13 protein-coding genes are annotated in these 20,979 nt (G+C 66.0%); 7 read left to right on the top strand and 6 right to left on the bottom strand.

The genetic code is table 11. The features are described from left to right. Window positions 1–22 precede the first annotated feature (22 nt). Together ACQZF9_RS22695 and ACQZF9_RS22690 are read left to right on the top strand one after the other, a co-directional pair. Window positions 23–535, top strand: coding sequence for a c-type cytochrome (locus ACQZF9_RS22695; RefSeq protein WP_428311226.1), 513 nt, complete (start codon window positions 23–25; stop codon window positions 533–535). A gap of 74 nt (window positions 536–609) precedes the next feature. Further along, window positions 610–2,439, top strand: a complete 1,830-nt coding sequence (locus tag ACQZF9_RS22690; RefSeq protein WP_428311225.1) for an acyl-CoA dehydrogenase — start codon at window positions 610–612, stop codon at window positions 2,437–2,439. Window positions 2,440–2,512: 73 nt separating this feature from the next. Here the strand turns inward: ACQZF9_RS22690 and ACQZF9_RS22685 are convergent, their stop codons facing one another. From ACQZF9_RS22685 to ACQZF9_RS22670, 4 genes are all read right to left on the bottom strand, one after another. Continuing rightward, the gene (locus tag ACQZF9_RS22685; RefSeq protein WP_428311224.1) at window positions 2,513–3,373 is read right to left on the bottom strand and encodes a carbon-nitrogen hydrolase family protein; all 861 of its coding nucleotides are present in this window, start codon (window positions 3,371–3,373) and stop codon (window positions 2,513–2,515) included. A gap of 141 nt (window positions 3,374–3,514) precedes the next feature. Then, a complete protein-coding gene (locus tag ACQZF9_RS22680; protein ID WP_428311223.1) occupies window positions 3,515–4,111 on the bottom strand; it encodes a GNAT family N-acetyltransferase in 597 nt (198 codons plus the stop codon). Window positions 4,112–4,113: 2 nt separating this feature from the next. Beyond that, entirely contained in the window at window positions 4,114–4,521 is a 408-nt protein-coding gene (locus ACQZF9_RS22675; RefSeq protein ID WP_428311222.1) for a ketosteroid isomerase-related protein, read from the bottom strand. 61 nt (window positions 4,522–4,582) lie between these two features. After that, entirely contained in the window at window positions 4,583–5,692 is a 1,110-nt protein-coding gene (locus tag ACQZF9_RS22670; protein ID WP_428311221.1) for an S-(hydroxymethyl)glutathione dehydrogenase/class III alcohol dehydrogenase, read from the bottom strand. Window positions 5,693–5,820: 128 nt separating this feature from the next. Here ACQZF9_RS22670 and ACQZF9_RS22665 point away from each other — a divergent pair, with 128 nt between their 5' ends. The 5 genes from ACQZF9_RS22665 (at window position 5,821) to glgB (ending at window position 17,470) form a co-directional block, all read left to right on the top strand. Further along, window positions 5,821–7,020, top strand: a complete 1,200-nt coding sequence (locus ACQZF9_RS22665) for an acyl-CoA dehydrogenase family protein (protein ID WP_428311220.1) — start codon at window positions 5,821–5,823, stop codon at window positions 7,018–7,020. A 142-nt stretch (window positions 7,021–7,162) separates the two neighbouring features. Then, the gene (locus ACQZF9_RS22660) at window positions 7,163–8,014 is read left to right on the top strand and encodes an SDR family oxidoreductase (RefSeq protein WP_428311219.1); all 852 of its coding nucleotides are present in this window, start codon (window positions 7,163–7,165) and stop codon (window positions 8,012–8,014) included. Window positions 8,015–8,235: 221 nt separating this feature from the next. Beyond that, window positions 8,236–11,517, top strand: coding sequence for an alpha-1,4-glucan--maltose-1-phosphate maltosyltransferase (locus ACQZF9_RS22655; RefSeq protein WP_428311218.1), 3,282 nt, complete (start codon window positions 8,236–8,238; stop codon window positions 11,515–11,517). Between the two features lie 165 nt (window positions 11,518–11,682). Beyond that, on the top strand, window positions 11,683–15,183 hold the full coding sequence (locus ACQZF9_RS22650) for a putative maltokinase (protein WP_428311217.1): 3,501 nt from the start codon (window positions 11,683–11,685) through the stop codon (window positions 15,181–15,183). 70 nt (window positions 15,184–15,253) lie between these two features. Continuing rightward, a complete protein-coding gene (gene glgB / locus ACQZF9_RS22645) occupies window positions 15,254–17,470 on the top strand; it encodes a 1,4-alpha-glucan branching protein GlgB (RefSeq protein WP_428313481.1) in 2,217 nt (738 codons plus the stop codon). Between the two features lie 96 nt (window positions 17,471–17,566). Here the strand turns inward: glgB and ACQZF9_RS22640 are convergent, their stop codons facing one another. Further along, on the bottom strand, window positions 17,567–18,787 hold the full coding sequence (locus tag ACQZF9_RS22640) for a patatin-like phospholipase family protein (protein ID WP_428311216.1): 1,221 nt from the start codon (window positions 18,785–18,787) through the stop codon (window positions 17,567–17,569). 177 nt (window positions 18,788–18,964) lie between these two features. Further along, a complete protein-coding gene (locus ACQZF9_RS22635) occupies window positions 18,965–20,977 on the bottom strand; it encodes an acetoacetate--CoA ligase (RefSeq protein WP_428311215.1) in 2,013 nt (670 codons plus the stop codon). Window positions 20,978–20,979: the final 2 nt, after the last annotated feature.

The following is a 20,979-nucleotide window of genomic DNA, read 5'->3' as shown; positions in this document are numbered from 1 at the left end:
CTGCCGGATGGGATGAGGGCCGATGCTTTTTCGCGTGAACACGATGCAGTCGGCCCTGCTGGCGCTGAGCCTGCTGCCGACGCCGGCGTTGGCGCAGAAGAAGACCAATCGCGTGATCTACACGCCGACCGAAGGCCGGCAGATCTACAACGACCGCTGCGCGGTCTGCCACCTGCCCGACGGCAAGGGCCGCGGCGGCGAAGACGACGAGGGCAACGGCTTTCCACCGCTGGTCGGCATGAGCCAATGGCTGGCGACACGCGAAGGCCAGCTCTACGTCGCGCACGCGATCATCTACGGGCCGTATGGCTCGGTCGCGGTCGGCGACAAGCTGTACTACGGCCTGATGCCGCGCTTCGGCGTCCGCTTCACCGACGTGCAGATCGTCGAGGTGGTGCGCTACATCGCCGAGGTGATCAACAAACCCGCGCCCGGCTACAAGCCGATCGATGCGGCGATCGTGCAGCAGGCGCGGCGCCTGCCGGACAACATGCCGGCGCTGGAGCTGGAGCGCAACGAGCTGCCGCCGCGCTGAAAAGCCGGCGGACACGACCCGCCCTACGGGTGTTGCGTAGTTGTATCCTGCGGAAAATTTCTGCCGGATATGCCATGTCCCTGATCCTGTCGCGTCGCGATCTCGACTTCCTGCTGTACGAATGGCTGAACGTCGAGCAGCTGACGCGCTATCCGCGCTTCGCCGATCACGCGCGCGAAACCTTCGACGCGGTGCTCGACACCAGCGCGCGCATGGCCAGCGATCTGTTCGCGACGCACAACAAGAAGAACGACCAGCACGAGCCGCATTTCGACGGCGAGCGCGTGCATCTGAACCCGGAAGTGAAGACCGCGCTCGACGCCTATTGCGCGGCGGGCCTGATGGCCGCCGCGCAGGACGCCGAACTCGGCGGCATGCAGCTGCCGACCGTGGTCGAGAAGGCCTCGTTCGCGTATTTTCTCGCCGCCAACGTCAGCACCTCGGCCTACCTGTTCCTGACCATCGGCAATGCCAACACCCTGCTCAAGCACGGCACGCCGGCGCAGATCGAGGCCTTCGTCAAACCCGAATTCCAAGGCCGCTACTACGGCACCATGTGCCTGTCCGAGCCGCAGGCCGGTTCGTCGCTGAGCGACGTCGCGACGCGCGCCGAATACGAGGGCGAAAGCAAGCTGGGGCCGCAGTACCGGCTGACCGGCAACAAGATGTGGATCTCCGGCGGCGAGCACGAACTCAACGACAACATCGTGCATCTGGTGCTGGCGAAAGTGCCGGATGAAAGCGGCAAGCTGATTCCCGGCGTCAAGGGCATATCGCTGTTCGCGGTGCCCAAGTACCTGGTCGACGAGGCCGGCAACATCGGCGAACACAATGACGTCGTGCTCGCCGGCCTGAATCACAAGATGGGCTATCGCGGCACCACCAACTGCCTGCTCAATTTCGGCGAAGGCACGAAGTACAGGCCAGAAGGAAACGCCGGCGCGATCGGCTACCTGGTCGGCGAAAAGCATCGCGGCCTGTCCTGCATGTTCCACATGATGAACGAGGCGCGCATCAGCGTCGGCCTCGGCGCGACCATGCTCGGCTACACCGGCTACCTGCATGCGCTGGAATATGCGCGCACGCGGCTGCAGGGCCGCATCGTCACCGCCTCCGGCAAGGAGGCCAGCGCACCGCAGCTGTGCATCATCGAGCACGCCGACGTGCGCCGCATGCTGCTGGCGCAGAAAGCCTATGTCGAAGGCGCGCTGGCACTGAACCTGTATTGCTCGCTGCTGGTCGACGAGCAGCGCAATGCCGAAGACGCAGCCGAGCGTGAGCGTGTCAGCTTGCTGCTGGAAATCCTCACGCCGATCGCCAAGAGCTGGCCCTCGCAATGGTGTCTGGAGGCGAACAGCCTGGCGATCCAGGTGCACGGCGGCTACGGCTATACGCGCGACTACAACGTCGAGCAGTTCTACCGCGACAACCGCCTGAATCCGATCCACGAAGGCACCCACGGCGTGCAGGGCCTGGACCTGCTCGGCCGCAAGGTGGTGATGCAGAACGGCGCGGCGCTGAAGGCACTGGGCGACGTGGTGCAGAAGACGGTCAAGGCCGCGGCGGCGCTGCCGCTGCTCGCCGGCTACGCCAAGGAACTGGGCGAGTCGCTGCAGAACGTCGCCGTGGTCACGCAGCGGCTGTGGGCCGATGGCGATCCGCAGAAGACCCTGGCCAACGCCAGCGTCTACCTCGAAGCGTTCGGCCACACCGTGCTGGCCTGGATCTGGCTGGAGCAGGCGCTGGTCGCGCAGCGCGCCGAAGGCTCCAGCGATTTCTATCGCGGCAAGCTGCAGGCCTGCCAGTATTTCTTCAACTGGGAACTGCCGAAAATCGGCCCGATGCTGGATCTGCTGGCGGCGATGGATACGACCACGCTGGAGATGCAGGACGGCTGGTTCTGAGCGTGTGATTCGCGGGCAAGCCCGATCCCACAACGGCGCCCTGTAGGAGCGGGCTTGCCCGCGATTCCGTCCTCTAAGGCCGCTGCTCGCTCCAATGCGCATAATTCAGCACCTGCCCGTTCTTGCGCACATTGCGCACGAGCTCCAGATCGATCGGTGCATAAACCCAGCCGGCCTCGGTGATCGCGCCCTGCGCGACGACACCATCATCCGGAAACCCGCGATCCGGCGGCCCGTACACTCCGGCCGCGCCGACATTCACATCGATCGCCGGCGACCACGCGGCCTCGCCCACCAGCGGCGACACCAGCACATAGCACTGCGACTCCAGCGCGCGCGCCTGCGCGGCGACACGCACGCGGTGATAGCCGGCCAGCGCATCGGTGCAGGACGGCACCAGCAGCATCTCCGCGCCGGCTTCGACCTGCGCGCGCGCCAGCAGCGGAAACTCCGAGTCGTAGCAGATCGCGACGCCGAGCCTGCCGAGCGCGGTATCGAACACCTGCTGCGGCTCGCCGCTGCTGATCGCCCAGACCTCGCGCTCGAAGCGCGTCATGATCTGCTTGTCCTGGTATCGCGGCTCGCCGTCCGGCGTACACAGCCAGGCGCGGTTATGGAAGCGCTGCGGCGCGGTCTTCCACGGGAAACTGCCCGCAAGAATGTGCACCCGGTGCTGCTGCGCGAGACGCTGATGCAGCTGCAGGTAGTCGTCGCGCAGTGACTGCAGCGCATCGAGCTGCCCATGCAGATCGCCGCGCAGCGGATCGCCGAACAGCGCGGCCAGCGACATCGCCGCATATTCGGGGAACACCAGCAGCTGCGCGTGGTGGTCCGCGGCCTGGCTGACCCAGCGCGTCAGCGTCTGCTCGACTTCGGCCCAGCTGCTTGGTGTGCTGACCGGGTAGGCGGAGGTGGCGACGATGAAGGCGGTCATTGTGCCCCCGTTCGTCCCGAGTAGCCGCGCAGCGGCGTATCGAGGGACCCGATCGCCGATCCCGCCATCCGGTCCCTCGATACGCCCGCGCTGCGGGCTACTCGGGACGAACGGGGTGTGTGATAGCCGCTGCAATCGAAATCAAACATCCAGTTCCCTCATCCAGAACGTCATCGGCTTGTCGCTGGACTCGCTTTCGCCGATGTCCGGCCAGGAAAAATGGCTGACCATTTCCGGCTGTTTGCGATAGCCGCGATGCGTCCAGAACGCGTCGTTGCCGGCATAGTCGGCCGGCTTGCGCCGATCGTGCGGATCGCGATCCACCGCGCAGAACGCGCAGATGCTCAGGCCATGCTCGCGTGCATGCGCCTCGCGCTGCCTGAAGAACTCGACGCCGACACCGCGACCGCGGTATTCGCGCAGCAGCACCGATTCGCCGAAGTAGTCGATGCGCGACAAGTCCATGCCGCGCTCCACGAAGGGCTGCTGCATGTCCGGCAGCGCGTCGGCCAGCGGCAGGCAGGTCGACGCGCCGATGCAGCGCTCGCCGTCCCAGACCAGCACGGCGAGGCTGCGCGGACAGTCGACATAGACCTGCAGGTAATGCGCCTCGTACTCCGCGCTGCCTTCGTACAGATAGGGCCAGTCGCGAAACACGCGGATGCGCAGCGCGGCGAGCGCATCCATCTGGGTCAGGATGGCCTCGCCGGCCAGCTTCTGCAGCCGCAGGCTCTCCACGCTTACGCGCCCACCTGCTTCAGCCAGTCCTGCAGGTTGTAGTAGTTGCTGATACGCGCGACCTTGCCGCCGCTGATCTCGAAGAACGCGCCGGCCGGCAGCTTGTACTGCTGGCCGGTCGCGGGCGGCAGGCCTTCGTCGGTGTTCTTGTAGGTGCCGAGCACGGTGAACTCGACCGCGGCGCGCGAGCCGTCGTCGTTGGTCGTGATCGAGAGGTCGACGATCTGCTCGCTGTAGCTGCGATCCATGCGCTTCAAAAATTCGCGGAACGCATCACGGCCGGTTTCGCGGCCGCCCTGGTTGATGTCGTGCACGACGTCGTCGGTCAGCAGATCGAGAAAGCCGTTCCAGTCCTGCGCGTTGAAGCGCGCGTAGTACGTGTCCAGCAGTTTGCGGGTCGGCTCGTTCATTCCGGGCTCCGATTCGAGTGTGTCAGGCGCAAAGCATTGGCAAGAACCGCACCGGCGTCACTCAGTACACGACCACGCCGCGGATCGACTCGCCGCGCGTCATCAGGTCGAAGCCCTTGTTGATGTCGTCCAGCGGCATCACGTGGGTGATCAGATCGTCGATGTTGATCTTCCTGTCCATGTACCAGTCGACGATCTTCGGCACGTCGGTGCGGCCGCGCGCGCCACCGAAAGCGGTGCCCTGCCAGCGCCGGCCGGTGACCAGCTGGAACGGCCGCGTGCTGATTTCCTGGCCGGCGGCGGCGACGCCGATGATCGTGCTGACGCCCCAGCCGCGGTGACAGCACTCCAGCGCCTGACGCATCAGTGTGGTGTTTCCGACACACTCGAAACTGTAGTCGGCGCCACCGCCGGTCAGCTCGACCAGGTGCGCGACCAGATCGCCCTGGATTTCCTTGGGGTTGACGAAATGCGTCATGCCGAACGAGCGCGCCATCGCCTCGCGCGCCGGGTTGGTGTCGACGCCGATGATCTTGTCGGCACCGACCATCCTCGCACCCTGGATCACGTTGAGGCCGATGCCGCCGAGGCCGAACACGACGACACTGGCGCCGGCCTCGACCTTGGCCGTGAACAGCACCGCGCCGATGCCGGTGGTGACGCCGCAGCCGATGTAGCAGACCTTGTCGAATGGCGCGTCCTCGCGGATTTTCGCCAGCGCGATTTCCGGCATCACCGTGTAGTTCGCAAACGTCGAGCAGCCCATGTAGTGATACACCGGCTTGCCCTGGAACGAGAAGCGGCTGGTGCCGTCGGGCATCAGGCCCTTGCCCTGGGTCGCGCGGATCGCGGTGCACAGGTTGGTCTTGTGCGAGGTGCAGCTCTTGCACTCGCGGCATTCCGGCGTGTACAGCGGAATCACGTGGTCGCCCTTCTTGAGGTGACGCACGCCGGGGCCGACATCGACGACGATGCCGGCGCCTTCATGGCCGAGAATGCTCGGGAAGATGCCTTCAGGATCGGCGCCCGACAGCGTGTACTTGTCGGTATGGCACAGGCCGGTGGCCTTGATCTCGACCAGCACCTCGCCGTACTTCGGCCCGTCCAGCTGCACGGTTTCGATGACCAGGGGTTTGCCGGCTTCGAAAGCAACGGCAGCGCGAACATCCATGCGGTTTTCTCCAATCAGTTTGGCGCCTTGGGGCTGCGCCGGGTTCTCACCTCATTGGACGAAGCGGCGGCACCGGCGGCTTCCTATCTTAGCTGGTAAGTCCGACTCACTACGATCCAGAAAAACCCATGGCAGACGATCAGCGCGTCAGCGTGATGCAGGCCTTCTCCGGCCTCAGCAACGACGAGATGGAAGTGCTCAGCAACGCCGACCGCTTCGCCCAGGCCGAGCTGTATCCGCTCGCGCAGAAAATGGACGACGAGGAGTGGTGGCCCAAGGAGATCTTCCCGAAGATCGGCGCCACCGGTTACTTCGGCGTCACCGCGCCGGAAGCCTACGGCGGCTCGGGCATGGACGTGTTCACCTCCGGCCTGATCCTGCAGGCGTTCTCACGCTGGAACCACGCGCTCGGCCTGGCCTGGGTCGCACACGAGAACCTGTGCATGAATAACCTGCTGCGCAATGCCAACGACGCGCAGCGCGAGAAGTATCTGCCCGGCATGAACAGCGGCAAGCTGATCGGCGCACTCGGCCTGACCGAGCCCGGCGCCGGCTCCGACGCGCTCGGCTCGATGCGTACGACCGCGCGCCGTGAAGGCGGCCACTACTATCTCAACGGCAGCAAGATCTACATCACCAACGGCCCGGTCGCCGACGTGCTGCTGGTCTACGCCAAGACCGACAAGGACAAGGGCGCACAGGGCATCAGCGCGTTCATCGTCGACAAGCACGCGCCGGGCTTCAAGGTGGCGCAGAAGCTGAAAAAAATGGGCTTCCGCGGCTCGCAGACCGCCGAGCTGGTGTTCGAGGAATGCAAGGTGCCGGCCGAGAATCTGGTCGGTGAAGAGAACCGCGGCGTCAAGATCGTGATGTCCGGCCTCGACCTGGAACGCGCGATGATCTCGCCGATCTGTCTCGGCATCGCCGAGCGTGCGCTGCAACTGGCGATCGACTACGCCAAGCAGCGCAAGCAGTTCGGCAAGCCGATCGCCGATTTCCAGATGGTGCAGTCGATGATCGCCGAGATGTACGTCTGGGTGGAGTCGATGCGCGTGTTCACCTATCAGGTGCTGCGCGCGGCGAATTCGGTCGACGAAAGCGAAGGCGGCCGCGGCGACATCCACAAGATCACCGCGGCCGGCGTGATGTACGTGGCCGAGACGATGAACAAGGTGCTGAACCACGCGGTGCAGGTGCACGGCGGCAGCGGCTACATCTGGGAGAGCGAAATCAACCGGCTGTATCGCTCGATCAAGCTGCTCGAGATCGGCGCCGGTACCACCGAAGTGCGCAAGATGATCATCGCGGGTGAGTTGCTGCGCGGATGATTTTGTTCCCTTCTCCCTCCGGGAGAAGGTGGCGCGAAGCGCCGGATGAGGGCGTCTCAGAGACGAGGCCGGCCCCGATCTGCAAGGCCCTCACCCCTGCCCCTCTCCCCGAGGGAGAGGGGACATCAATGCGAGGCTGTTTGTGAATCAACTCGACCCCAACTCCCCCGAAGCCCTCTGGTCCGCCGACACGGTCTATCGCTCCGACCTGTTCGCCGGAAAAGTCGCGATGGTCTCCGGCGGCGGCAGTGGCATCGGCCGCGCGACCGCGCTGCTGTTCGCGCGGCTCGGCGCCAAGGTGGTGATCTGCGGCCGCACGCCGGAGAAGCTGCAAGTCGTCACCGACTTCGCACGCAGCCAGGGCGCGTCGATGATCAGCGTGCCGACCAATGTGCGCGAGCCCGAGCAGGTCGACGCGCTGTTCAAACGTATTCACCAAGAATTCGGCCGGCTCGACTACACCGTCAACAACGCCGGCGGCCAGTTTCCGCAGAACGCGATCGACTACGCGCCCAAGGGCTGGAACGCGGTCATCAACAACAACCTCAACGGCACCTGGTACATGATGCAGCGCGCCGCGCAGTACTGGCGCGACACCGGTACGCCCGGCTCGATCTGCAACATCGCCGTGGTGATCGAGCGCGGCATGCCGGGTGTCGCGCATACCGTCGCCGCGCGGGCCGGCATCATCGGCGCTTCGCGTACCGTGGCAGTGGAATGGGCGCCGCTGAACATCCGCGTCAACTGCGTCGCGCCCGGGCTGACCGCAACCGAAGGGCTCGAGGTCTATCCGCCGGAAGCACGCAAGGAATTCCCGCGTGCGAATCCGATGAAGCGTCCCGGCACCGCAATGGAAATCGCCGAAGCCTGCGTCTATCTGAGCGCCTCCAGCGGCAGCTTCATCACCGGCGAAGTGCTGACCGTCGACGGCGGCGGCAAGCTCTGGGGCGAGCTGTGGACGGCGGGCCGGCCGGAGTATTTCCAGATCGAATGATGATGCGCGAAATCCCGGGTTTCACCCGGGCTACGCATCGAATGTTGCCAAGGTGAAACCCGGGGCCCTGCCGCAATACGCCGCAGGTTCAGCATCCGCCGCGTAAGTTGAAGCCTCACGGATGCGGACCGGTGAGGCGGTAAGAGCTCACCGATGTTTTGCGCCCGTCGATTCCGCGCGGGTGCCCGCCGTACCTGCGCATGACCAAGGAGAGGTCAGCGATGTCGGACGGCAGCCAGCTGCAGATGAGTTTTTGTCCCCGCTTTTACTACCTGCATCCGCTGCTCGCGGGCCCCTTGAGCGAGTGGCCGCGGCAGTTCCAGCGCATCTCCAGGCTCGGTTTCGATCACGTTCTGCTGCCTTCGGTGTTCGCGCCGGGCCGCACGATCTGGCTGACCGACGACTACGAGCGTCTGCATCCGGCGCTGGAATTCAAGGGCACTGTGCAACAGGGCCTGAAGCAGATCGCCGACGCCGCGCGCAACGCCGGTCTCGGCATCGTGCTCGACGCCATGCTCGACCGCAGCGCGACCGGCGGCCGCCATGCCAGCGAACATGCCAACTGGCTAACGCAGGACATCGCCGGCGATCCGCCCGATCCGCGCCGGCCGATGCCGTGGCAGGGCGCCAGCGCGATGCGGCTCGACGATCCCTGGGTTGCAGGCGAAGTGCTGCGCGACTGGAGCGCACGCATCCGCTCATGGCTGGACGCGGGCATTGCCGGCGTTTGCGTGCAGACGCCGCAGCGCGTGCCGCGCAGCCTGATCGAGCCGCTGATGCTGGCGGCGCGCGAGCATGCGCCCTGCCGCTTTGTGGCGGCGACCACCGGCCTGCAATGGAACGATATCGACAGCCTCGTCGGCCAGGATTACGACGCGGTGTTCGGCTCGACCGCGTGGTGGGATTTCAAGAGCGACTGGCTGCTGCAGGAGCACGAAAAGCTGTCACGCATCGCGCCGGTGATCGCGTCCTGCGAAGCGCCGTTCGAGCCGCGTACGACGCGGCGCGCGGCGCGCGCCGACCTGGCGCCGCGGGCGGCGAAGCGTGCGTTGCGCCTTGCCATCGGCAGCGGCTGCGGCTGGCTGATGCCGATGGGCTTCGAATACGGCGCGATCGATGCGCTGTCGCCGACTTCCGGTTCGCCCGAGGACTTTCGCGGCTGGCAGCACGACGCGCTGTTCGACCTGTCGCCGGAAATCACGCAGCTCAATCAATGGGTCGCCAGCGAAGCACGGCTGCGACAGCCGGCGAAACTGGTGCCGCTCAGCGGTGCAGGCGGCAGCGTCAGCGCACTGCTGCGCAGCGACGCCGATCCGCGCCAGGCCAGCGACGCGCTGCTGCTGGTCGCCAACGCCGATCTGGCCCGGGACATCGAGCTGCTGCCGGCGCAGCTGCTCGGCGCCAATGCCGGCGGCTTGAGCAGCCTGAGCACCGAAGACGGCGCGCTGGCGCTCGATCAGCCGATCACGCTGGCCGGGGGCGACCTGCAGTTCTATCGCCTGCTGCGGCCCAAGCCGGTGCTGACGCCGGCGAGCGCGCGCAGCAAGCGCACGATCGAGGCGGCACTGAAAGTACCGCGCGTCGCGATCGAGGCGATCGCGCCGGCGGTGGATGGCGGCGACTTTCATGTGAAGCGCATCGTCGGCGACGTCGTCATCGTCGAGGCCGATGCGTTCATGGACGGCCACGACAGCGTCGCCGTCGCGCTGCTGTGGCGGCCGGCCGACGAAAGCGACTGGCGCGAGTTGCGCATGCGCCCCCTCGGCAACGACCGCTGGGTCGGCGAGTTTCCGCTGGAACGGCTCGGCCGCCACCTGTACACGGTCGAGGCCTGGCGCGACGCCTGGGCCAGCTATCGCCACGAAATCGAGAAGAAGCATGCGGCGAAGCTGCAGATCGCCGTCGAGTTGCAGGAAGGCCTCAACATGCTGCAGGAGGCCGCGGCGCGGCTCGGCGGCGATGACGCGACACAACTCGCGGCGCTGCTGAAACAACTGGCCAAGGCCGACGACGAAGCGCGCTTCGAAGCACTTGCGTCGGACGAGACCGCGGCCTTGATGCGCGCCGCCGACACGCGCGCGTTTTCGGCACGCCACGAGCCGGCGCTGTGCGTCGACGCCGAGCCGCCCGGCGCGCGCTATGCCAGCTGGTACGAGCTGTTCCCGCGCTCGATGAGCTTCGACGAAAACCGTCACGGCACGTTTCGCGATGTGATCGCTCAATTGCCCCGCGTGCGCGACATGGGCTTCGACGTGCTGTATTTCCCGCCGATTCATCCGATCGGCGAGAAGCACCGCAAGGGCCGCAACAATTCGCTGACCGCCGGGCCGGACGATCCGGGCAGCCCTTATGCGATCGGCAGCCGGCACGGCGGCTATGACGCGGTCGATCCGCGTCTCGGCACGCTCGACGATTTTCGTGCGCTGCGCGATGCCGCGCTCGAACACGGCCTGCAGCTGGCGCTGGACTTCGCGATCCAGTGTTCGCCGGATCATCCCTGGCTCAAGGATCATCCGGAATGGTTCGCGTGGCGGCCGGACGGCACCATCAAGTACGCCGAGAATCCGCCGAAAAAATACGAGGACATCGTCAACGTCGATTTCTACAGCGAAGGCAGCATGCCGTCGCTGTGGGTAGCGCTGCGCGACGCGGTGCTGTTCTGGTGCAACGAGGGCGTGCGCCTGTTCCGCGTCGACAACCCGCACACCAAGCCGCTGCCGTTCTGGAAATGGATGATCGCCGACGTGCGTGGCCGCTATCCGGACGCGCTGTTTCTCGCCGAGGCGTTCACGCGGCCCAAGCTGATGCGCCGTCTCGCCAAGATCGGCTATTCGCAGAGCTACACCTACTTCACCTGGCGCAACGGCAAGGCCGAACTCACCGAGTATCTGACCGAATTGAACGAAACCGAAATGCGCGAGTACTTCCGCCCGCATTTCTTCGTCAACACGCCGGACATCAATCCGGTGTTCCTGCAAGGCTCGGGACGACCGGGCTTCGTGATCCGCGCGGCGCTGGCGGCAACGCTGTCCGGCCTGTGGGGCGTGTACAGCGGCTTCGAACTGTGCGAAGCCGCAGCGCTGCCGGGCAAGGAAGAATATCTCGATTCGGAGAAGTATCAGATCCGCGTCTGGGACTGGAACAAGCCCGGCAACATCAGCGGCGAAATCACGCTGCTGAATCGCATCCGCAAGATGCACCCGGCCCTGCAGACGCATCTGGGGCTGAAGTTCCTGCCGTGCTGGAACGATCAAGTCCTCTACTACTGCAAGGCGACACCGGACCGCCGCGACGTGCTGCTGATCGCGGTCAGCCTGGACCCGCACAACGCGCAGGAGGCCGACTTCGAAATTCCGCTGTGGGATTTCGGTCTGCCGGATCACGGCGCGCTGGCAGTCGAGGATCTGGTGCACGGCCACAAGTTCCAATGGCACGGAAAGATCCAGCACCTGCGGCTGACGCCGGACGCGCCGTTCGCAATCTGGCGCGTGGCGGCGACGTGAGAACCTCACCCGCTTATTCCCCTCTCCCCTTGTGGGAGAGGGTGTCGCGCAGCGACGGGAGAGGGGTTGGAAGACCGACCTCGCAACCCCTCTCCCTAGCCCTCTCCCACAAGGGGAGAGGGGACAGAAGCTCCCCTTCGATCCAAGCAACAACAGGAGACCGCCATGGCAGATGACTCTCGCCCGGCAAAGTCGGCATTGAAAAGCACCGACACGAAAAAGAAGCCGGCCACGCATCGCCGCAAGCCCTCGACGCTGAGCGACGATCCGAGTTGGTATCGCGATGCGGTGATCTACCAGGTACACGTGAAGTCGTTCTTCGACGCCAACGACGACGGCATCGGCGACTTCCAGGGCCTGATCGGCAAGCTCGACTACATCGCCGATCTCGGCGTCGACACGGTGTGGATCCTGCCGTTCTATCCCAGCCCGAGGCGCGACGACGGTTACGACATCGCCGAGTATCGCGGCGTGCATCCGGACTACGGCACGATGTCCGACGCCAAGGACTTCATCGCCGAGGCGCACAAGCGCGGCTTGCGCGTGATCACCGAGCTGGTCATCAACCACACCTCGGATCAGCATCCCTGGTTCCAGAAAGCGCGCGCCTCCAAACCCGGTTCGGCCGCGCGCGATTTCTACGTCTGGTCCGACAACGACCAGAAATACAACGAAACCCGCATCATTTTCTGCGACACCGAAAAATCCAACTGGACCTGGGACCCGGTCGCGAACGCCTACTTCTGGCATCGCTTCTATTCGCACCAACCCGATCTGAACTTCGACAATCCGGCGGTGCTGAAGGCCGTACTCAGCGTGATGCGCCACTGGCTGGACATCGGCGTCGACGGCCTGCGCTTGGACGCGGTGCCCTACCTGATCGAGCGCGAAGGCACCAGCAACGAGAACCTGCCGGAAACGCACAAGATCCTGAAGACGATACGCAAGGTCATCGACGACGAGTATCCGAACCGCATGCTGCTGGCCGAAGCCAACATGTGGCCGGAAGACGTGCAGGAATACTTTGGTGGGGCGGCTGGCCAAGGCCAGCCTCGTGGCGGCGCCGCGAATCCGGTGATGCCAGAAGCTGGCGTCACCGAAGCCGCGCGCGGCAAGGCCGATTCCGGCACCGCGATGGGCAAGGGCGACGAATGCCACATGGCGTTCCACTTTCCGCTGATGCCGCGCATGTACATGGCGATCGCGCAGGAAGACCGCTTCCCGATCATCGACATCATGCGGCAGACGCCGGACATCCCCGAGGGTTGCCAGTGGGCGATCTTCCTGCGCAACCACGACGAGCTGACGCTGGAAATGGTCACCGACAAGGAGCGCGACTATCTGTGGACCACCTACGCCACCGAAAAGCGCGCGCGTTTGAATCTCGGTATCCGTCGTCGCCTGGCGCCGCTGCTGGAGCGTGATCGCCGCCGCATCGAGCTGATGAACTCGCTGCTGTTCTCGATGCCGGGCACACCGGTGATGTATTACGGCGACGAAATCGGCATGGGCGACAACATCCATCTCGGTGATCGCGACGGCGTGCGCACGCCGATGCAATGGACGCCGGATCGCAACGGTGGTTTCAGCAAGGCCGATCCGGAGCGCATGGTGTTGCCGGCGCTGCAGGGCTCGCTGTACGGCTTCGAGGTGGTCAACGTGGAATCGCAGTCGCGCGATCCGCACAGCCTGCTGAACTGGACGCGGCGCATGCTCGCGGTGCGGCGCCGCTACCAGGCGTTCGGCCGTGGCGCGATCCGTTTTCTGCGGCCGGCCAATCGCAAGATCCTGGCGTACATCCGCTGCTACGAGGGCGAGACCCTGCTGTGCGTTTCCAACCTGTCGCGCGCGGCACAGGCGGTGGAGCTCGACCTGTCGAGCTTCGCCGGTCACACGCCGGTGGAGCTGCTGGGCGGCACCGCATTCCCGCCGATAGGCCAGCTCAGCTATCTGCTGACCTTGCCGCCGTATGGCTTCTACTGGTTCTCGATTTCCTCGGCCGAGCGACTGCAGCTGACCGGTCAGCGGCCACCGGAAGCGCTACCCGAGCTGGTGACCTTCGTGCTGCGCAACGGCCCGGAAGAAATCCTGAACCAGCCGATGCGCGGCACGCTGGAAGGCGAGGTGCTGCCGGCGTACCTGCCGATGCGGCGCTGGTTCCCGGGCAAGGATCGCAAGATCAAGAGCGCCAGCGTGTTCTACGTCGCGCCGATTCCGGGCACCGACGTGGCGTTCTCGACCGTCGAAGTGACGCTGTCGGACGGCGAGACCGCGCGCTATGCGCTGCCGGTCGGCATCGCCTGGGAAAGCGCGACCTTGCCCGCCTTGCCGCAGCAGCTGGCGCTGGCGCGCGTGCGCCGCGGACGCAAGGTCGGTTTCCTGACCGACGCGTTTTCGCTGGAGCCGTTCGCTCGCGGCGTGCTCGCCGGACTGCGTGAATCGGCCAGCCTCGACACCAATGCCGACGTGTCGCGCGGCACGCTGGTGTTCCGTCCGTCGTCCAAGATGAAGACCTTGCAGATCGCCGACGACGCCACCATCCAGTGGCTGTCGGCCGAACAATCCAACAGCTCGCTGACCGTCAACGACACCGCGGTGATGAAGCTGGTGCGCCGCGTCGAACCCGGAATTCATCCCGAAACCGAGATGACGCGCTATCTGACCGAAGTCGGCTACGCCAACACCGCGCCGCTGCTCGGCGACGTGGTGCGCATCGACGAAGACGGCGTCGAGAACACGCTGGTGATCGTGCAGGGCTATCTGTACAACGAGGGCGATGCCTGGCGCTGGGTCACCGACTACCTGCATCGCAACATCAACGAGTTCTCGGTCAGCAGCAGCGAAGACCACACCGCGAAAGTCGAACTCGCGGTCGAAGGCTACGCGGCCTATGCCGCGAATCTCGGCCAGCGCCTGGCCGAGCTGCACGCGGCACTGGCGCAGCCCACCGACAACGCCGCCTTCGCGCCGGTCGCGGCCAAGGCCGCCGACTTCAAGCACTGGTCCGACGACACCGTCGAACAGCTGAGCACCGCGCTGGATCTGCTGGCATCGCGCAAGGAATGGCCGGACGACACCACGCGCGATCTCGCCAGCGGCCTGGTATCGCGCCGCGATGCGCTGCTGAAATCGGTGCGTGGCATGGCCAAGCTCAAGGGCCATGCGCTATGCACGCGCATCCACGGCGACTTCCATCTGGGCCAGGTGCTGGTGAGCAAGGGCGACAGCTACATCATCGACTTCGAAGGCGAGCCGAAGCGGCCGCTGGAAGAGCGTCGTCGCAAGACCACGCCGTTGCGCGATGTCGCCGGCCTGCTGCGTTCGCTGGATTACGCGGCCGCCTCGGTCGCAGGCCTGGACACGCGCGGCGATCCGAATCGCCCGGTCGATGCTTCGCGCGATCGTGCGCAGGCGCTGCTGGCGCGTTTCGCCGCGGTCGGCGAGAGCGCGTTCCTGAATCGCTATCGCGAAGTCGCCGCGCAGTCCGAGCATCCCTGGAGTTCGGTCGAAACCGAAACCGCGCTGCTCGACCTGTTCCTGCTGCACAAGGCGGCTTACGAGGTCGGCTACGAAGCGGCGAACCGTCCGGGCTGGCTCGGCCTGCCGGTGCGCGGCCTGGCGCGGCTCGCCGACCGACTCACCGCCGGCGCGACCGGCGGCACCTGATGGAGTGCCCGACATGGCCCGTTCTTCTTCCGTCCGCACTTTCGACCGCAAGCAGGCTGCCGGGGCGCCGATGCTGACCGACCAGATGCTGAGTCTGCCGGTGCCGCTGCCCGAGATCGGCGCGCTGGAATCGCTGGTGCAGGGTTGGCACGACGATCCGTTCGCGCTGCTCGGCCCGCATCGCGAGGAACATGGACGCGTGCTGGTCAGCGTGCTGATGCCCGGCGCGCTGGCGGTGACCGCGATCGCGCGGCGCGATGGCTCGATACTCGGCGAGCTGAAGCAGCGCCATCACAACGGTTTCTTCATCGGACCGCTGTCGCGCGACGAGGCTTATCGATTGCGCATCGAATGGCAAGGCGGCGCGATGCAGATCGCCGACGATGCCTACGCTTTCGGCGCGCTGCTGTCCGAGCAGGATCTGGAACTGCTCGCCGACGGCCGCCATCCGCACTACGCGGATACGCTCGGCGCGCACGTGACGACGATAGACAACATCGTCGGCACGCGCTTCGCGGTGTGGGCACCGAATGCGCGGCGCGTCTCGGTGATCGGCGACTTCAACAGCTGGGACGGCCGCCGTAATCCGATGCGCCGGCGCCACCGCGCCGGCGTCTGGGAGCTGTTTATTCCGGGCATCGTCGCCGGCACGGTGTACAAGTATGAAGTGCTGGCACGCAGCGGCGAGCGCATCGAGAAGGCTGACCCGGTGGCGCGCGCGACCGAGCTGCCACCGTCGACCGCGAGCGTCGTCGGTGATCCGCGTCCGCTGCGCTGGAGCGATGCAGAGTGGATGGCGCAGCGCCAGAAAAAGCAGGCCGCCGACGCGCCGATGTCGGTTTACGAAATGCACACCGGCTCCTGGCTGCGTGTTGCCGAAGACGGCGGCCGCTCACTGGACTGGAACGAGCTGGCGGATCGCCTGGTGCCCTACGTCGCCGATATGGGTTTCACGCATATCGAGCTGATGCCGATCATGGAGCACCCGTTCTACGGCTCCTGGGGTTACCAGCCGCTGGGCCTGTTCTCGCCGACCGCGCGACACGGCCGGCCGGAAGATTTCGGCCGCTTCGTCGATCGCTGTCATGCGGCCGGCATCGGCGTGATTCTCGACTGGGTGCCAGCGCATTTCCCGACCGACCGCCACGGCCTGGCGAACTTCGACGGCACCGCCTGCTACGAGCACGGCAATCCGTTCGAGGGCTTTCACAAGGACTGGAACACGCTGATCTACAACCTCGGCCGCGTTGAGGTGCGCAACTTCCTGTTCGGCAGCGCGCTGGAATGGCTGGAGCGCTATCACGTCGACGGCCTGCGCGTGGATGCGGTGGCGTCGATGCTGTATCGCGACTACTCGCGCCAGCAGGGCGAATGGATACCGAACATTCACGGCGGCCGCGAAAACCTGGAAGCGATCGCGTTCCTGCGCGATCTGAACACGCTGGTCGCCGAGCGTTGCCCGGGCGCTTGCGTGATCGCCGAGGAGTCCACCGCGTTCCCGCAGGTCAGCGGCCCGGTCGCACAGGGCGGCCTGGGTTTCGACTACAAGTGGAACATGGGCTGGATGCACGACACGCTGCATTTCATGGAGTCCGACACGATCTACCGGCGCTGGCACTACGACTCGATGACGTTCGGCCTGGTGTACGCGTTCTCCGAGAAATTCATGCTGCCGCTGAGCCACGACGAAGTGGTCTACGGCAAGGGCTCGATGATCAACAAGATGCCCGGCGACGCCTGGCAGAAGTTCGCCAACCTGCGCGCCTATTACGGCTTCATGTGGGCGCATCCCGGCAAGAAGCTGATGTTCATGGGTGGCGAGATCGCGCAGTGGAAGGAGTGGAACCACGACGGCTCGATCGAATGGGATCTGCTGGATCATCCGATGCACCGCGGCATGCAGCGCCTGGTGCGCGACATCAACACACTTTACGCGGCGCAGGGCGCGCTGCATGCGAAGGACAGCGAGCCGGCGGGCTTCGACTGGGTGGTCGTCAACGACAGCGAAAGCGGCGTGCTGGCGTTCCTGCGTTGGAATGAGCGCGACGCCGCGCCGGTGCTGGCGATCAGCAACATGACGCCGGTGTTTCGCCGCGCCTATCGTGTCGGCGTGCCGCAGGCCGGTTACTGGCGCGAGTTGTTGAACACCGACGCGGCGATGTACGGCGGATCGAACCAGGGCAACAACGGCGGCGTGTTTACCGACGCCGGCTGGGCCCACGGGCATGGGCAGTCGCTGATTCTGGATCTGCCGCCGTTGTCGACGCTGTGGTTGATGCGGGAGTAAGACAAGCTGTAGGAGCGGACCCTGTCCGCGACTGTGCCCTGGAAGCCTCGGTCGCGGACAGGGTCCGCTCCTACAAAGGCCGGCGCACCGGCACCGTCAAGCGCGCAAAAACGCCTCGATCTCATCGATGCGCGCACTCGCGTCGCGATAGCCGATCGAAATCAGCTCGCGCGTGAAGGCGGAATCGAACAGCAGATAGCTCAGCAGATCCGCGCTCTGCGCGTCCGGCGTGCCGAGGCCTTCCATCGCGAAACGGATCGTGCGCGGCATGCGATGCGCCAGCGTCTTGGCGACGACCGCCAGATCTTCCGAGGGCGCGATGCTCAGCGGATGGACGATGCGCATCGGCTCGCTGACCTCGACCGCCGCTGCACGGTGAGACACCGCCTGGTAGGCGCCGATCAGCTCGTTCATGCGCTTCAGATGTTCGAGGTCGGCGTCGAGGTGATCGAGAAAAATCGCGTTCAGGAAGACACCGCAGATCTGCGACAGCGGCGGACGACGCAAGGTCTCGCCCGCTGCCGCCGGCGCCATCTCCGCGCGCAGCAGGTCACCGGCCGCGGCCTGCGAGCGGATGCCGATCGCGAACAGCTTGGCGGCGCCGAGGCGGATCGCCGGGCTCAGCGGCGTGGTCAGGCGCATCGCGCCGTCGCCGAAATAAGCGGTGACGCCAGCGGCCACCAGCGGCACCGGCTGAAACACCAGCGGAATCGCGGCCGAGGCGCAGACATGCTGCGGCGTAATCGTCGCCTGCAGCGCGACGCGGCGGCTTTTCTGCCAGGTCGGATGGCCTTCGCGGCCTTCGATGAAGGTAAACGCACGGCCGGAGTGATAGCCGGTCGCGGTGATCGCCAGCGCGTACAGATGGCCGTTGGTGATCGCGTCGCGAATACCGTTGACCGGCAGCGAGCGGGTCAGGAACTTGAGTAGCGGCGCCGCGTCCAGCAGCGACGCGGTGCGCCCGGCGCCGATGACCGCGCCGATGGTGAAGTCCGCGGCAATCTTGGCGACGTTGCGCGCCAGCGAGCGGGTGTCGGTGCGCACCACGTCGGTCATCTTCAGCTGCGACCACAGCTTCGCCAGCTGCGACGTGGCCTCGCCGAAATTCGCGGAATAGGCCGCCATGCACGCGCCATTGATCGCGCCGGCCGAAGCGCCGGTGACGATAGGAAACGGCGAGGGCTTGTCGCGCAGGCCGCGCACCTCGCCGATGCGCTTGAGCACACCGGCCTGGTAGGCGCCGCGCGCGCCGCCCGCAGTCAGCACCAGGCCGTTCATGCCGGGCTTGGCGGGCGATTTGGACAGGCTGGGCGGCATTCGGGCTCTCTCGATCGGCTCGGCAGGGACGTGGCGTGACCTCGGCGCAACGGGGCAACGCATGCCGCCAGAACCGCAAGTTCGGTGCCATGGCCGCGCGCGCCGCCGTGCGAGCGCGGCGTCGCGCGCATGGTCACGCCCAGGTCGCGCTGATTTTCCCAGCCGGCGGCGTCGCGCTCAAGCGCGGCGCGGCCGGCTGTAATGTTGCTGCGCCTCGGCGAACTCGACGAAGAAGTCGATGGCCTGCGGATTCAGCATGGCGTCACGGCTCGCGGCCTGCGCCGGAGGCCAGCCCATCAGGATCTTGCGCACCGGCACTTCCATTTTCTTGCCGGTGAGGGTGTAGGGAATCTCGTCGACGGCATAGATCCGGTCGGGCACATGGCGCGGGCTGCAATCGAGTCTCAGCCGCTCGTTGATCGCTGCGGTCGCCGCCTCCAGCTCGTATCCGGCCTTGAGCCTGACGAACAGCGGCATGAAGAATCTGCCGCCTTCCAGCTCGCAGCAGACCACCAGGCTGTCCGCCACCGCGTCGACCTGCTCGACCGCGCGATAGATCTCCGCGGTGCCGATGCGCACGCCGAAGCGGTTCAAGGTCGAATCGCTGCGGCCATAGATGTAGCAGCCGCCGCGCCGGTTGATCTTGATGAAATCACCGTGACGCCAGACATCGGCGAATACCGCGAAATACGCCTCGTGATAGCGCGCGCCGTCGGCATCGTTGAAGAAGTACAGCGGCATCGACGGAAACGGCTTCGTGCAGACCAGCTCGCCGACCTGGTCGACCAGCGCCACACCGTCGTCGCTCCAGGCCTCGATCGCCATGCCCAGGCAGCGCGCCTGGATTTCGCCCGCATGCACCGGCAGGGTCGGGCTGGCGCCGACGAAGGCGCTGCCGACTTCGGTGCCGCCGGACTGCGACGTGACCCAGAGATCGGCGCGCACGTGGTCGTAGAACCACTTGAAGGTTTCCGGCGTGCAGGGCGCGCCGGCGACCAGCACCGACTCCAGCGCCGACAGGTCGAAACCATCGCAGGGCCGCAGGCCGGCCTTCTCCATGATCTGCACGAACGTCGGGCTGGCGCCGAAGTTGGTGGTGCGCGTTGCCGCCGCCAGCGACCACAGGAAATCCGGCGCCGGATGCATCGGGCTGCCGTCGTACTGCACGATCGCGGCGCCGGTCAAAAGCGCCGCGACCAGCAGGTTGTACATCGTCCAGCCGGTGGTGCTGTAGAAAAACATCACGCCGCCGGGGCCGAGATTGAAGTGAAACGTCATCAGCTTCAGATGCTCGATCAGCTGGCCGCCGTGGCTATGCACGATGGCTTTCGGCAGGCCAGTGGTGCCCGACGAAAACATCACCCATAGCGGGTGCGTGTTGTCGACGCGCTCGTAACGGAACGCGGCGCGCGCCACCGGCGGGCCCGACAGCATCTCGCTCCAGGCCAGCGCGCCGGGCACCGGCGGCGTGGCGTCGTCGGGGCGCAGATACGGCAGCCACACCACATGGCCCAGGCTCGGCAGGCCGGCGACGATCTGCGCCACTTCCGCGCGGCGATCGTAGTCCTTGCCGGCGAAGCGATAGCCGTCGCAGACGAAGATCAGCTTCGGCTCGATCTGCGCAAAACGCTCGATCACGGTGCGCGTGCCGAACTCCGGCGCCGCCGACGACCACACCGCGCCGATCGCCAGCGTCGCCAGCATCGCCACCGTGGTCTCCGGCACGTTGGGCATGTACGACACCACGCGGTCGCCCGGCTGCAGGCCGGTCGCGCGCAGCCGCGTCGCCAGCACGCGCACCTGCGCGCCGAGCTGCTGCCAGCTGATGCGCGACAGCGCGCGATTCTCCGTCTGATGGTGGACCGCGATCTCGTCCGGCCGCGCGCGCGCTTCGTAGCGCAGCAGGTGCTCGGCGTAGTTGACGCGCACGCCGGCGAACCAGCGCGCCTTTTCCATCGACGGCTGATCGAGCACGCGCGTGATCTCGCCGTCGGCGGCGATGTCGAAGTAGGTCCACAACGACGACCAGAACGCCTCGATGTCGCTGACCGACCATTGCCACAGCGCGTCGTAGTCGGCGAAATGCAGGCCGCGCTCACGCTGCAGCCATCGCATGTAAGCGGCCATGTTCGAGCACGCCGCGAACTCCGCGCGCGGCGTCCACAGCAGTTCGCCTTCGACGACGCTCATCG

It is taken from the genome of Hydrocarboniphaga sp., from assembly GCF_965279055.1.
Taxonomy (GTDB): domain Bacteria; phylum Pseudomonadota; class Gammaproteobacteria; order Nevskiales; family Nevskiaceae; genus Hydrocarboniphaga.
The sequence above is the reverse complement of the archived record's forward strand: the minus strand, read 5'-3'. Positions and strand labels throughout refer to the sequence as shown.

Bases quoted from the DNA above. Each gene is read 5' to 3' on its own strand.
- ACQZF9_RS22640 (WP_428311216.1), bottom strand. From the start codon at position 18,787: ATGCCGCCCAGCCTGTCCAAATCGCCCGCCAAGCCCGGCATGAACGGC.
- ACQZF9_RS22690 (WP_428311225.1), top strand. From the start codon at position 610: ATGTCCCTGATCCTGTCGCGTCGCGATCTCGACTTCCTGCTGTACGAA.
- ACQZF9_RS22665 (WP_428311220.1), top strand. From the start codon at position 5,821: ATGGCAGACGATCAGCGCGTCAGCGTGATGCAGGCCTTCTCCGGCCTC.
- ACQZF9_RS22655 (WP_428311218.1), top strand. From the start codon at position 8,236: ATGTCGGACGGCAGCCAGCTGCAGATGAGTTTTTGTCCCCGCTTTTAC.
- ACQZF9_RS22675 (WP_428311222.1), bottom strand. From the start codon at position 4,521: ATGAACGAGCCGACCCGCAAACTGCTGGACACGTACTACGCGCGCTTC.
- ACQZF9_RS22670 (WP_428311221.1), bottom strand. From the start codon at position 5,692: ATGGATGTTCGCGCTGCCGTTGCTTTCGAAGCCGGCAAACCCCTGGTC.
- ACQZF9_RS22635 (WP_428311215.1), bottom strand. From the start codon at position 20,977: ATGAGCGTCGTCGAAGGCGAACTGCTGTGGACGCCGCGCGCGGAGTTC.
- glgB (WP_428313481.1), top strand. From the start codon at position 15,254: ATGCTGACCGACCAGATGCTGAGTCTGCCGGTGCCGCTGCCCGAGATC.
- ACQZF9_RS22695 (WP_428311226.1), top strand. From the start codon at position 23: ATGCTTTTTCGCGTGAACACGATGCAGTCGGCCCTGCTGGCGCTGAGC.
- ACQZF9_RS22685 (WP_428311224.1), bottom strand. From the start codon at position 3,373: ATGACCGCCTTCATCGTCGCCACCTCCGCCTACCCGGTCAGCACACCA.
- ACQZF9_RS22650 (WP_428311217.1), top strand. From the start codon at position 11,683: ATGGCAGATGACTCTCGCCCGGCAAAGTCGGCATTGAAAAGCACCGAC.